The organism is Luteolibacter sp., from assembly GCF_039920825.1.
Lineage (GTDB): Bacteria > Verrucomicrobiota > Verrucomicrobiia > Verrucomicrobiales > Akkermansiaceae > Luteolibacter.
The window spans coordinates 190,832-205,907 of sequence record NZ_JBDSCX010000070.1 but is presented as its reverse complement, the minus strand read 5'-3'; the positions used below and the strand labels follow the sequence as shown (position 1 = coordinate 205,907).

The window sequence follows — 15,076 nt, the reverse complement described above, 5'->3', positions numbered from 1 at the left end:
GAGTTGATGGTTGATTGGAAGAGGAAGAATCCGTGCAGATGAGATCGTGGCCGTAGAGGTTGACTTTTCTCAGCGGATTTGTGGCATCCAAGGGGTCTTTTTCTTCGATGACCTGGGCGTAGCCGGTTGGGTTGTTCGCGTCGGTCAGGTAGGTCGTTAGGCGTTGGGTGAGGCCGTTTTGCGAGACCAGCTTGCTGACGCGGTGGCCATCGGTGTTGTAGAGGAGGTCGATGACGGTTCCGTCAGGATTGGTGCGGCGGATGAGCTTGTTGTCGAAGCTGTAAACGTCGGTGACGGATGAGGAAGAACCCGCTGGGACAGCGGGAACACTTTCGGTGGTGTTGCCGTTGGCGTCGTAGGTGTCGCTTCCGAGGTGGTCGTTGTCCGTGAAGGATTGGGACTGGCTGGGGATGATTTGGGAAACCGGACCGCTGGTGGTGCGAGTCAGGCGGTTTCCGACGGCATCGTAAGAATAGGAGAGAGTGCCTGCGGGGGTGGAGGTCTGGGGCGGGACGCCCAAGCCACTTTGCGTGATGCTTTCCTGCGTGAGCCGGTAGAGCTGATCGAAGGTGTTGGTGATGGTGCGCCCGCCGAGTTCGCTGATGGTGGTGCGGTGGCCGTTTTTGTTGAGGGCGTAGCTGTAGGAAGAAAGTTGAGAGTTGAGAGTGGATGGTTGATTGGAAGAGGAGGAGACCGCGAGGTGGGTGAGGCGGTTGAGGGCGTTGTAGGTGTAGGCGTGTTGGACGCCGTTCGCGTAGCCGCTGCCGTTGAGATTGCCGTTGGCATCGTAGTTGTAAGCGGCGAGTTCCGTGGCGGTGGGATCGATCCCTTCCTGGCCGCGGTGGACCATGCTGAGGCGGTTGAGGGCATCGTAGTCGTAGGAGACGTCGTAGCCGCCTGCGGTGCCGGATTTCGTGCCTGCTAGATTTCCGGCGGCATCATAGCCGTAGCCGATGGTGCCGGTGCCGCCCGAATAGCCGGTGAGCTGGGAACGCCGGTCATAGGTGAAGTTTTCCTGATGGAGGATGCCGCCGAGCCTGTTTCTCACAATCGCCTGGGTGCGTCGTCCCAGGATGTCGTAGCTGAAATCGTATTTCGCGGGGGCATGGCCGAGGGCGAGCGACGGATGGTCGTAGGCTGCGGAGATGGCGAGGAGTTCATTGGTCTGCCAGTCATACTCCCGGCGGGTGGTCTGGCCGTTGAAATCGGTGTGGGTGTCCAGATTGCCGTTGTAGTCATAGGTCGTGACCTCGCGCTGCCCTTCCGGCAGGATGCGGGCGGTGCGGCGGCCCATGACGTCGTATTCGTAAGTGGTGGTCCTGCCCAGCGCGTCGGTCTGGCTGGTCTGGAGACCGCGCTGATCGTAGGTGTAGCGGGTGATGCCGTTCATCGCATCGGTCACGACGAGCACGCGGCCCTGCGGATCGTAGGCGAAGAGGGTGGTGTTTCCTTCCGCATCGGTGGCGGAAATCCGGTGGCCCAGCGTGTCGTAGCCAGCGAGGGTGAAGTTTCCATCCGGCAGATCGGTGCGTATCGGTCGTCCGGCGGCATCGTAGGTGAAGGAGGTGGTCCCTCCCCTGGCATCGGTGACGGAGCTCTGGTGGCCTGCGGCGTCGTATGCATAGGTCGTGCGATGGCCCAAGGCGTCAACGACAGCGGTGCGGCGACCGGAGGCATCGTACTCGAAGGCGGTGGTATTTCCTAGCGGATCGGTGGAAGCAGCCACGCGGCCATCCGCATCATAGTTGGTGGTGGTGCGCGGATTGTCCGCAAGCTCGGGTGATGCGGCGATTTCGGCCACCTCGGTGAGAACCTCCGCGGGCATGGTGTCGTCCGGCAGGATGGTGGCGGTGGCACGGCCCAAGGGGTCATAGATCGTGTAGGTGGTGGTCCCGGCCGGGTCCGTGGAGGAGGTCATGCGGCCCTCGGCATCGTAACCCGAGCGGCTCACGCGATTGCCGGGACTCTGCGTCTGGATGAGATGCCCCCGCGAATCATAGGTGTAGAGGGAATATCGGTTACCAAGCGTTTCAAAGGTCTTTTTGCCGTTGGAATCATATCCGGTCGAGGAATCACGGCCATCCGGATAGCGCGTGTTCACGAGGCGGTTTTCGTTGTCGTAGCTATAGCGCGTCGTCAGAAAGTGATTTCCGTCCCAGGCGATGGTATCGATACGATTCCCCGAGGCATCGTAGTTATAGTTTTCTGAAGTCAGGACCGCTCCATTCGCGGCGGTGACCTTCATGGTTTGTTCATGACCCTTCGCATCGTGGGTGTAGGACGTGGTGGTGCCATTGGCGTCCGTGATGGAGGCGATATTGCCACCCGCACCGTAGCTGAAACCTGTGGAAGTCCCGGCGGGATCGGTCATGGAGGTGAGATTGCCAATGCTGTTATAGGCGATGACCGTAGCGTGGTTGAGCGCATCCTCGATGGAGAGCGGACGTTTTTCCGCATCGTAGGTGTAGCGGGAAACGTTCCCCAGCGGATCGGTCTCGCTGAGGAGATTGTTCCTCGCATCGAAGCTCCGCCCGGTGGCATTTCCTAACGGAGTGGTGACACTGAGTTCGTTGTCGTTGGCGTCGTAGGTATGCGAGGTGATCCCGCCGAGGGCATCGGTGGTGCGGGTGACGTTGCCATTTTCATCAAACTCGTGCGTGGTATGGTACCCGAGGCGATCCGTGATGGTCTCGGTGCGATCCTCAACTGCATGGGTGAAGGTGATGGACTTGCCGGCGGCATCCGTCTGGGAGACCATGCGGCCCGCATCATCATAGTCGGTGCGGATGGCGGGACGGTTTTCAGCATCGATGATGTCGGTCAGATAATGAGGAAAATTCCAGTTGGTGTATCGGAAACGGTTGGTTTGATTGGAGCGGTTCGTGAAACCAGTCAGGCGTCCCCATTCATCATAGCCGTAGGTGACCTTTTTCCCCGTGGGGTCGGTGATCTGAGTGATGCGTCCTTCGCCGTCGCGGGTGAACATCAGTGACTCCCCGGCGGAGTGATGGACACCATCGCGGTTGATGGTGACGGAGTTTCCGTTAGGTTCGGAAATGGACAACAAGCCCAAGGCTTCATCGACCACATAGGAAGCGCCGCCCGGCTCGGTGTAGCGGAAACGCGTGGGATCGGTGCTTTCCCCACTCGCACCTGCGAACCGGCCCTCGACGGGGCCTTCCTGCAGGTTTCCGCCATAGGACGCCCAAACCACCTCCTTGTCGCCGTCCACTTCCAGCCTGCCCTGCGTGGAGCCGACCGGAGTGAAGTCATAGCTCGCGCTGTTGAGCGGGGCGTAGCGCTGTGCGAAAGGCTGATCCTGCGAAAACGGAATCCGCGCACGAATGCGGGTCTCGAAAGTTTCCGTTCGACCTCCCGGGAACGTGATCACCACCCGCTTGCGGTTCGTCGGCTGCACCAGATAGATCCAGTTCGACACAAAACCCGTCGCTTGGACCGATTGTTCCCAACCGACATCAAGCGGACGGGTCTTGCGGACCTTCACCGACCGCGTCGCCAACGTCCATCCGGGACCGAAATCCCCGCCCTTGGCATCACGGGAATCATAAACCCGAGTTACCGTTAGAGGCGTGCCGGGCAGGTTGATGCTGAGGTCCTCGAAGGCGAGGGAGAACTGGCCGAGCTTCATATTGCCGTCGATCAGGATGGTTTCGCTGACGGAGGCATAAAGTCCGTTGATCGTGTTGCCACTGAGAGTCAGGGTATAAACGCCGTTTTCCAACAAGGTAGGATCCAACGTGCCCAAGGAAGCGGAAGTAGCCTGGCTGGTGCCGCTGGCGATGACTTTCCTGATCGTCGGAGCATCGATGGAGGCGATGTCCAAGGTGTAGTCCTTGAGCACCGGGCTTTTCACGGTGCCGATAACAGGCGTTGGGGCGGTGACGGCCTCGGAATCGGAATACGGCGAATCGATTTCAAGAACGAGAGCTTCCTCGGCAAAGTCCGCGTATTGGAAAGAGGAGGTCTGGCTGAGAACGCCGCCATCCGAGAAAGCGGCGGTTGCGGTTAGAGTATGACCGCCGTGGATCATGGGAGGCAGTTGTAGGAAATAATCCACGCTGTCCGGTTCGAGATGAGCCTGGCCGAGATCAAGTCCGTCGAGCGACAGCCGCACCGAGGTGACGGAGCCGCCGTCCTGGGAGGCGCGGATGTGTGCCTCTTGGACGGTTTGGTCACTGATGGTGCCGCCCGATTGCGGAGTGAGGATGGCGAGATTGGCGGTGCCCGTGACACGGTAGGAGATCGTCCTCCGCGTCGATAGTTGTCCGTCGCTCACCCGGCAGGTGAGAAGATAATCGCCAGCGGCGGGGAAAGTGACCTGCGTCTCGGCCAGCGTCGGAGAGGAGAAAACGGGATCACCGGCGGAAGGTGCCTCAAGCCAATTCCATTCGTAGGTCAGCGCGCCCGCGCCGCCATCGTCGGTGGCGGTTGCCGTCAGAGCGACGGTGGCCATGGGAGATGCCGAGCCGCCATCGGGTGTTAGAGCCAGTGTCGGTGGTGTGTTCGGTGCCGCGAGATGGTGGATGGTCGCGTAGCTGCTGCGGATGTAGATGCCATCGGTGAGTGTGAATTTCACGACATAGGTTCCCAAGGCCGAGAAGGTCATGGTGGTGGCGTGGCTGGCTGTATCGGAGAACACCAGCGGTGCGGGACCGTTCACCTGCTCCCAAGCATAGACGTAAGCGGTGGCGGGGCCATCCGGATCGGTGAATACCGGTTCCAGCGTGAGTTCCGTATTCGGACGGGAAACGACGGTGGGCGCAATCCCTGCCAGCACGGGTGCCGCGTTCGGGACATTTCCGGGGCCGAACAGTGATTCAGGAACCGTGATGGCAATCGTATCAGTTCCGGAGAGCTCTCCATCCGAAACCGTCAGGCGGATGATATAGATACCTGGAAGCGGGAAACTGATATTGGCTTCCGGACCGGCAGTCGCAGCCGGAATATCAAAGTGCGGAGCCCCAGGCCCTTGGTCGTAATCCCAAGTGGCGGTCAGGTGATGATCCGGCTTGCCGTCGTCGAAAACGGTTGGAAAGAGATGTACGGAAAGCGCGACGGCTGTAATGTCCGCTCCCAGCGAAAATGAAGGAGCCTCATTCGGCGCTGGAGGCGCTATTTGGGGAAGCACTTGGATCGTCACGAGTCGGCTGGTGGTCAACAAATCATCCGAAACCAGAAGCTCCACCTCGTAGCTGCCGGACGCGGTGAAGCGAGCAGTGACATCGTGAGGATTCGCGGTTTCCGTGTTCGAAGTAAGGAAAACGGAGGACGGACCGCTCACCATCCGCCAACTGCTATGGAGCGTACTTGTCGGCAATCCGTCGTCGGTAACCATCGGAGCGAGCACAAGCGTATCGGCGGGCAGTTGCAGGAATGCGGGTGGTGTCCAATCCACCACCGGCGCGGTATTGGGGGTCTGGGACAAATCGACAATGACCGTGTCCGTGCCGGTTTTCACGCCATCGGTGACCGTCAATTTGAAGACATAGCGGCCGGGAACACTGAACGAACCGGTGGGCGTCAGCGTGTTCGATCCCGCCAGGCTAACGGAAACCGGGCTCTGGACGAGCGACCAGCCGAAGGTCGGATTCGCCGCGAAATCATTCGGTTCATAACTGCCCGAGAACGCATGGCTTCCCGCCTGCGGCAGCACAGCGGACTCGCCGGCATCGACGAAACCGGAGTTCGCCGGAGCCTGCGCCCATGGTGGACATTTCCCAGCGGATCCGGCCTGATAGATCGACAGGACTTCCGACGAATCGAGCTTGCGCGAATACATCGTAAGTTCGTCCACCGTGAGCTTGGGATAAATCTGGCTGTTGTTTCTTCCGCCCAGCCGCAACACCGGGTTCGTGGGAAAGGACAAGCTCGTGAGATTGGACGGAACCGTCTGGTTCGAGGTCAGAACCCCATTCACATAAAAGGAGATCCCACCCGTGCGGGAAATCGAAATTGCCAGATGGAAGAACTGTCCCTGCGGATAGATATCCGCGCCGAGCGGTCTAATGGTGATGAACGTATTCTGCCGTGTGATCCCCGCCGTATCCAGATACGTACAGGTAAACTCGATGTAGTTCTCGCCGCCGCCGTTGATCCGGGTGCCCGCCCGAATGGTCAGCGGGTCGGAAAGCTTTCCGGCCGTGGAAACTTCAAACAGGGATTCCGACATCTGTCGGTTCGAGTTGTCCTTGAACCAGCCTTCAAACGTGTATTCCGATGTGCCGGCAAGGTCTAGCAGGCCGCTTTCCAGCATGCCGTTGGAGCCGGTGAATTCGAAAGCTTTTCCCACCTTGCCTGCGACATAAGCTGGCTGGTTGAGCCATTTCAAATCATTGGTTCCGAAAGAATCCCCCGGATGGCCGTCCGCCTTCAGCCACAACAACGCGTTGGCAGGCAGAGGGCTCTGGCACGGTTGATCCACCCGAAATTCAACGGTGTCCGCCACCGAATGATAGCCGTCGTTTGCCCTGAGTTCGAAGGTGTAAATTCCCGGTTTGGAGAATGTCACCAAGCTGTTCGGAAGCTCTGGGCTGCTCAGCTCGAAACCATCCGCAGGACCGGATAACAGACTCCAGCCGCTTTGCACGGTCGCGCTGTCATCCGTGACCAAGCCGTCCATTGGTAGCACGGGCTGCGAGAGAGACACCACCCGATCCATGCCGGCGCTAACAATGGGAGGAGGATTCAGGCCGGGCGGAGTCAGTCCCGAATTCCGGTTGGCCAGATCAGCGATATCACTGGCACTGAGAGTCCGGTCGAAAACTGCTACCTCGTCCACGATCCCGCTGAAAATCGGCTGTTCCGAAGCAAGCGACCAATCGATTTTTCCCGAATAGTATGGTGCCGCTCCGATCGACAGTTCTTGCCCATTTCTTGCGAATACCGGAGCGGCATCCACGCTGAAGAACCGCGTGTTTGTCAGAACACCGTCGGTGTAGGTGGAAAGCAGGCCGGTGCTTTTATCATAATTGATGACCATGTGTTTCCACTTGCCCGGATCGATCGCACCGCTGGTCGGATGCGAATCAAGCGTGGCGCTGTTCCCGTTCTGAAGCTCGTAGCTGAACCTGAAAAGCTTCGCCCCGGAATCATACGAGGCACCCAATCCGGGTGAGGACCAGTAAGGACGCCCGTCCGCGCTGGTGCTGTAACCGGAGAACTGGAGGATCGTTCCATAGTTGGCTGCCGCCGGAGTCTTGCACCAGAAGCTCACCGCCACACCATTGTCGGCGCCCTTGAGATTGAACAGCTCGCCATCGACCTGGCGGAACGGATAGGTCCGTGCGGAGAGATCCAGCGCCTGACCCGATTTCGAATCATTCACGAACACCGGAGGCATGTTGGGAAATTGCGACGCGAGCGTCCGGTTCCCGATGATGTCGCGCATCGATCCGTCGAACGGCCAGTAGGCGATCAACCCCTGAGGTGTCGGGCTGGAGTCGGCCGCTCCGACTTTGACCCAAACGGTGTCAGGAGCGGAAAAATGACCATCCCATGCAGTTAGCTTGAACAGATAGGAACCCTGTTGGGTGAAACGGATCGAAGGCCGGAGCTGCGTCGGGTCGCTGAATTGCGCCGCCACAGGGCCCGACACCTGCTCCCAACTGAACGAAAGCGTGGAGGTGTCCTGGTCGTCATTCACCGTGGCATCCGGTTGGAATACCGAACTGATGGAAGGCAGGAATTTCGCCCCGCCTGCAAAAACCACGGGAGCGCGGTTGATGCCGCGGCACAGCGGCGAGAGAGCGATCCTGAAGAAGCGGTCGAGGACGGCGGGATCCGACAACGAGTCCACGAAAAACGCATGGGCCGGAGTCGAGACATAATTCGATATTTCATAACGATTGATCGGATCGTTCTTCATGTTCGCCATCGAAATGGAAATCGTGGTGATTCCGTTTTCGGCGATCAAAGCGGGAGAGCCTTCCTGAGGTCCCGAGACACCATCGTTGAGATGAAGAATGATCTTCCTCGCTTCCGGACGGGAGTTCGTTTTCACGAAATCCACCGCCCGCCAGATCGCGGGAATGACGTAGGAATCGTAGCCCTCAAAGATCATCTCGCCTTGCGGCTTAATGATCGACTGTCGCGCCGCCACAAAGTCGGAGGAGAAGGCCATCGCCTGGTTGTAAGAAGCGCTGTCGTTCTTGTTGATCGAAACCCGGTCCAAAGACGGATCCAGTGAATCGAGAACCGAGCCGATCAACCGACGAGCCTGATAGATCGGCGTGCGGGGGTCCTGGTCGGTGATGACGCGGGGTTCCGGGCCGAACATCGAGCCGGAGTGGTCGGTGATGATGTAAAGGTCGATCGGCTGGCGCGTGAGCTCGCAATTCGCCTGAACGGCGATGTCCTGATAGGCGGCGAGACTGCCGTCGTGGGAATGGAGCCGGAGGGTGTAGGCTCCCGGAACGGCGACATTGAAGGTCGTGGATGCCGAGCGGGGATCTGCGAATGCCACCTTGCCCGGACCTGACACCTGTTCCCAGGAATGATAGAGCGTGCTTCCCGGATTGCCGTCATCCGTGACGGTGGCGACGAGCGGATAATCGGTCTCGCCCACGGTCACGGTCATTTCGGAGGCCAGGCTGATTCGCGGAGGTGCGTTTTCGCCAACGGAAGCCCCCACATTGATCGCCACGGTGTCGGAAGCCGAGGTCTCGCCATCGGTTGCGGTCAGTGTGAAAATATGTTCGCCGGCACCGGTGAATTCCACCGAGGCATTCAGCGCCGCCGGATCAATGATGCGCGCGGGCGGGCCTCCGATCTGGGTCCACGTCGTTTTCAGCGATCCGTTAGTCGGCAGTCCATCGTCGGAGACCGTTGCCGCAAGTGTGGCCGGTGCGGGTGAAATCAATGGATAGAGCGCGACATCATCGAACAACGAGTAATGGAACGCGCTGTTTCCAACATCACGGAAAGCAATAAGCTCCACCTTCAGGGAAACCGCGCCCTGTGGTCGGACAAGCTCTCTCACCACCGGATACCAAACATTGTTGGGAATCCCCCCCTGGAGAATCTGCGAGGAAAGCACTTCGCCTGCCGCGTCAAGAAACTGTAAATCGATCCTCGCCTCCCGTAGATTCGCATCTGACCCGATTTGGCCGTCATTGTCATGAGTGTGGGCGTGAATCTTCGCCCTGAAGAGATACCGGCTTGGTGAAGTCTCCTCCTGCCCGAGTGCCACCACTTGAGAGGTTTCAGCAGTCTTGTGCTCGGGGCTGAAACTCTCGGCATTTTTCGGACCAAAATAAAACGCGCCATCCGCCGCAGTCGGGAACCGGCGGAACTGGCCCAGAGTGGTCGGGTTGAAAGACCCGGCATCCGCCTGGGTCAGTTCATCAAAGCCCGCGACATTTTCCCAGAATGGCACGTTGCCATTTCCGTCCAGCGGGAGGTCGCAACTGCCGTTTTTGATCAGGTTCGCGCCCAGGCCGAGCGAAAACACGTTGCGATCCGAACCCGCGAAAACCACCGGTGCCTGGTTCACACCGGTGATGGTTAGATGGAGCGGTGCCGAAGTGAACACGAGGGCGTCGTTATCCGTAACCCTGACGCTCAGCGCTGCCGCACCGGTTTGCGATGGTATCCATGACAGGACAGGCGTCCCGGACGTGGCGACCGGCGCACCATTGGCTAACAACTCATAACGAACGATCGTGCCGTCGGGATCATGCGCGTCGATGCGGACGACCAAGGCTTCCCCGGCGGGCATGCGGGCACCCGCAAGCGGGGAAATGATCCGGGCTTCCGGCGAAACACCGCCGCTCAGCACGATGGAAGCGGGGGTCGAATCGACAGTTCCGTCATTCACCACATAGCTAAAAACAAGCGTCCCGAAGATGGGCTGGCTGGTGGTGACGGTAAGCAGGTTTCCCGTCACAGAGGCGGTGCCGACCGACGGCGGGTTGACGAGCCGGTAGCTCAGGACATCCCCATCGACATCGGTGCCGTTTAAGATGACGGCTGTGGTCAATCCCTGGAATTTCCCCGCGACCTGTTCCGCAACGGGCGGATCATTCACCGGAGTCACGGTGAGCGGCACAGTGATGGATGATGTTAGACGTCCGTCACTCGCCGTGACTACAAAGCTGTCGGCTCCGTTGAAGCCCGAGTTAGGAATATAGTGGAGGTTCGGAAGAGTGCCTTCCAAGGTCCCGTGAAGCGGGTTGCTGCCGAGCGCGTAGGTGACAGCGGAACCTTCGAGATCGCTGGCAGAGATGATTAGATCGAGAGGAGTGTTTTCCGCAGTCGTCGTGGCTGAGCCCACGGTGAAGACCGGCGCGTCGTCCTGAGGCTGGACCTCGACGTTGATCACTTGGGAAGTCACCCCTCCGTGATCATCGGAAACACGGGCCGTCAGTGAAGTCGATCCACTGAAATTCAGTGCGGGCCTCAGGAGAAATTCCGGACCAGAGCCTTCGATAGTGTATGGCGACCCTGGGGGCACTTCGATACTGTATGTGATCGGATCATTCTCCGGATCGACGGCACGGATCCGGAAAACGGTCGCTGTGTCCTCATCGACATAAATCGCGCCATAATTCTCTATGTAAGGTTTACTGTTTCCCGGCAGAATGTTCACCCACACAGCTCCCGTTTCCGTGCGCCCCATGTCATCCGTGACCGAGTAGGTGAATGAGAAATGACCTCCCCAGTCATAGTATCGGGCAATGGTGAGATTCGGGGCGGTGCCAGAAATCGCCAGAAAATCCGACGCTTCCGTGCCGACGGTGTAGGTAACGGGCAAACCTTCGGTATCCGCACCGGGCAAGACGATGTCAGCCGTATAACCGGCGAGGGTGACGTACAGATCCGGAGCCAGCGGCGGCAGATTGCTCTCGGTCACCTCGAAGGTGACGGTCGCGGTATTCGACACCTCATTGGTGCGATTCGACACCGCGATGAATTCGATCGTGTCCGTGCCAGAAAAATCCTGATAGGGCTTGTAAACGAGATTGCCCCCCGCCCCACTCAGAGTCCCGTGGGCGGGATATCGAGTGGCGACAAACCGCAGGTCATCGCCATCGACGCTCGAGCCGGTGAGCGTGAAACTCCTGATCGTACGCTGGCGCAGAGTGTAAGAGACGGAATCAGCATGCGGAGGATCGTTCTGTGGGGCGACATAGACACTGACCGTGACAACGTCGGAATCAAAGGTTCCGTCATTGATCTGATAGGTAAAGCTGTCCCATCCTGTGTAATTTTCCGCAGGCGCATAGCTGCGGAACGCCCCTTCGCCGCTGAGTGTTCCGTGCTGGGGCTGGGTGAGGATGGTATAATCCAGGAAATCGTAGTCAGGGTCGTAGCCGTAGAGATAGAATTCCTCCGGCCGATCTTCCCGACAGTAGAGCTGATAGTCGAACACCTGCGGAGGATCCGGAACCGGCGTGATGAGGAAACGAATCGTCGCAGGTTGGGACGATCCCGTCCCGTCGCTGACGGTGAACTTAAGCCGGCTTTCATCCGTGGAATCCGGATAGGGAGTGAAAGTCACCTGAGGCAGGTGGTCCATATCGAAATCCCCATACACGTAGGTTTCCTCCCAGTGGCTCCCATCGCTGAAAGGTTCGATCGCGTAGGTGAGTGGATCTCCGTCCGGATCCGATCCTGTTAGCGTGATCGTCACCGACGAATCCTCGTTGAGGGTGTAAGTCGCCGAAATCGCGGTCGGCAGGTCGTTGACCGGCGTAACATTGAGGGTCACCGTGGCAAGGCCGGAGGAAATTGATCCGTCGGCCGCCGTGTAGGTGAACGTGTCCGTGCCGTTGCTATTTGGATTCGGAGTGTAAGTGAAATGCGGGGCGGTGCCTGTGAGAGTTCCCTTGGATGGAGGCGAAACAATCGAGAATGAGAGGACATCATCATCCGCATCGGTCGCTGCCAGAGCCACCTCCACCGCGGTGTCTTCGAGGCTGGTGACCATACTATCATGGACCACAGGCGGGCGATTCAAGGCGCGAACCAGAATTGAAATTGTCGCCGGAGAAGACGACAATCCGCCATCCTTGGCAATGAAAGTGAAACTGTCCGGTCCGTGATAGCCCGGCTGTGGAATGTAGGTGAAATGAGGCGAACTGCCGCTGAGACTTCCATGTTGAGGCTGGGCGACCGCTTCGTAAACGAGAGGATCGTTTTCAACATCCGTTCCTGCCAGAATGATCGGCACCGCTACGCTCTCATCGGTGGAAACGCTGGCTGCCAATGCGACAGGCGCGTCATTCACCGGATGAACCGTCAGAGTGATCTGCCCTGTCGATATCGCACCCGCACCATCGGTGGCGGTGAAGGAAAATGATGCCGCTCCATTGAAATCCGCGCGCGGGGTGAACAACACATTCGAACCCGACCTCACAAGCGTTCCAGGAAAATCAACTGCCGTCGAAATCGCGTAGCCCAACGCATCCCCGTCCGCGTCTGAAGCATCAAGCGGAAAGGAAACACTCTGATCCTCATTGGTTTCAACGGTTTTGGAAACGGCAACGGGCGCGTCATTGACCGGATTCACCGTTAGACTGATCTGCCCCGTGGCCGAAGTTCCCGAACCATCGGTAGCAGTGAACGAAAACGATGCCACCCCATTGAAATCCGCACGCGGGGTGAACAGCACGTTGAAACCCGACTTCACAAGCGTCCCAGGAAAATCGTTGCCCGAGGAAATCGTGAATACCAGCGAATCCCCGTCCACGTCCGAAGCATCCAGCGCAATGGAAATACCCTGATCCTCATTGGTCACGACCGTTTTCGAAACGGCCACCGGTGCATCATTCGCCGGCAGAACGGTGACGACCACTTCCGCAATCTGAGAGGAGAGCGTGCCGTCCGTTACCTTGTAGTAAAACCGGTCCGTACCGTTGAAATTAGGTGCGGGCTGGTAGCTCAACTGCGGCGCGGTCCCCGAAAGCACTCCATGCGATGGTCCGGAAACCGCCTGCGGGTTGCCGGGATCCACCACGATTTGATAGACCAGCACATCTCCGTCGGGATCGATGCCGGTGAGCGTGACAGGAATCACCGAGTCCTCATTTCCAGTGACTGCCAGGCTCCCGGACGAAGGCGCGCGGTTCACCGGTTGGAGCTGGAGGCTCACCGCCCCAACCGCGGATACCGCCCCGTGTGAATCGGTTGCCTTGTAGGTAAAGCTGTCCGTCACCACGGAGTTCGAACGAACGCCGGTATGGGAATACGTCAGCAACGGCGGAGTGCCGGACAAGGTTCCAAGCTGGGGCTGCCCGACGATCTGATAGGTAACGGCATCACCGTCCGGATCCGTGGCGCTCAGGACCACAGGTGCGTTCCCCTCCCCCTGGTTGATCACAAAAATCGGATTCCCCGCAACCGGAGCCCGATTGGGTTGGAAAACATGGATCACCACCGCGACCGTGTTGGAATCCGCGGTTCCGTCGGAAACCTTGAAACTGAAACCATCATTCCCTACAAAGCCGGAAGCGGGCGTGTAAATCACCACCGCCCCAGCCGCTGACAACGTGCCGTGGGCGGGGGGAACCGTCACCTGATAGGTGAGAGGCGAGTTCTCGGGATCGGATGCCTGGAGCGGGATGGAAACCGGTGCGTCGATGGAAGTGGAAATCTCGCCCGCCGTGGCGACAGGAGCCAGATTCGGAGTTCCGCCGCTGGCCTCGCATTCGATCACTCCTCCGCCATTGAGTGTCAGCCGGTCGGTGAAAGCCAGGCCGTGCAAGAGAGAATTCCCATTCACCGTCAAGGCTCCGGCAGATACCACCGCCTTGCCATGGAACGCGCTCTGGCTGTTCAATGTCAGACTCCCGCCAGACACGCTCATTTCCAACCACTCGGGGTGGGACGCGTTGCCCACATAGCCGTTGATGTTGAGCGAATTCTTCAGTCGCAAAGCGACCGGGCCACTCACCATGAGGTGCGAGCCGCCGTTGATATCGATCTGCTGGATCTCATACAATGCCGGGGCCGCGGCGGTTCCCGCTTGGAAATTGAGCGTGCTTGCTCCGTTCAAGGTGATCCGCTCGTAACGTCCCGGTGGCAGGTTCACCGTCATTCCCTGGGCGTTCACCGTCAGCGTGCGAATCGTTGCAAAATTTCCCGGACTGTCCGCAGCCTGATTGAGATTGACGGCACGGGTTCCGGTTCCCGCCACCGGAGCGGTTGCCACGGGCAGGGAAACAGCGTCTTCCTTGCGGGTGATACTGCCTAACGAAACTCCGCCGTTGATGGTAATTCGATAGTTGGAGGGCTGCGCCGATCCGCTGCCGTTCTGAATCGGCGGGGATGCGGCTCCGCCGTTCAAGGTAAGCAGCGGCGTGCCAGGAACGATCAAGGAGCCATCAATTGTCAGGCCCGAGTTCAGGTTCATATTCTCGCCCGTCATCACGCGGACGCTTCCCTTCACCCGTCCCTGATTGAGCTGCGGCCCGTTCTTTGACACCACCGCATCCGTAACCGCCGCCTGCGAAACAGATAGAGCCGCCATCATCCCGACAAACCCCAACAATCCACGCGAATAGAAGCGGTTACGGAGTTTTACAACAGAAGGAGAATCCGGGCATGCAACTGCCTGAATTCCGGTGCGTTCAACGAATGCGTCTCTTGAAATTGTCATGAAATTGAGGGGGACTTGAGCCAATTCTCATCGGGCAATGAATTCATGGCCGATGAAATAGACCGTTGGTCGCAATCTGAATGATTAGGGAGGTCGAGGTCAATGTACCAATTCGGCACTATTTCGTGAATTTCTGATGAAATCCTCCGATGCTCAGCACGATACATTGATCTCCGCGTAGGCCGCCTAACGATTTTGATGACAATTTAGCCACAATACCTCGCGGCGATGTCGCAACGCCTGGCCTGATAGACCGGTTGGTGTATCGAGCCGCTTTCCAGGAAGGCGCATGGATATCGACACTCCACCATCTCCCCCTTTGCCGGGACGGCGAGGTTGTGAGGAATTCTGACGTCGCGGGCGGTAACGATGACCAAGGCGCTTTCCACGAAATTGAACTTCAGCTGGCTGCCGAAGTTCGGTGCCAGGACTGAAAACCGCATCGACTTCATTTGAATA

2 protein-coding genes are annotated in these 15,076 nt (G+C 58.7%); both read right to left on the bottom strand.

Going from position 1 to position 15,076, the window contains the following annotated elements:
* On the bottom strand, window positions 1-14,617 hold a 14,617-nt coding region (locus tag ABIQ96_RS20970), incomplete at its 3' end, for an Ig-like domain-containing protein (RefSeq protein ID WP_348216596.1).
* 206 nt (window positions 14,618-14,823) lie between these two features.
* Window positions 14,824-15,060, bottom strand: a complete 237-nt coding sequence (locus ABIQ96_RS20965; protein WP_348216595.1) for a hypothetical protein — start codon at window positions 15,058-15,060, stop codon at window positions 14,824-14,826.
* Window positions 15,061-15,076 lie beyond the last annotated feature (16 nt).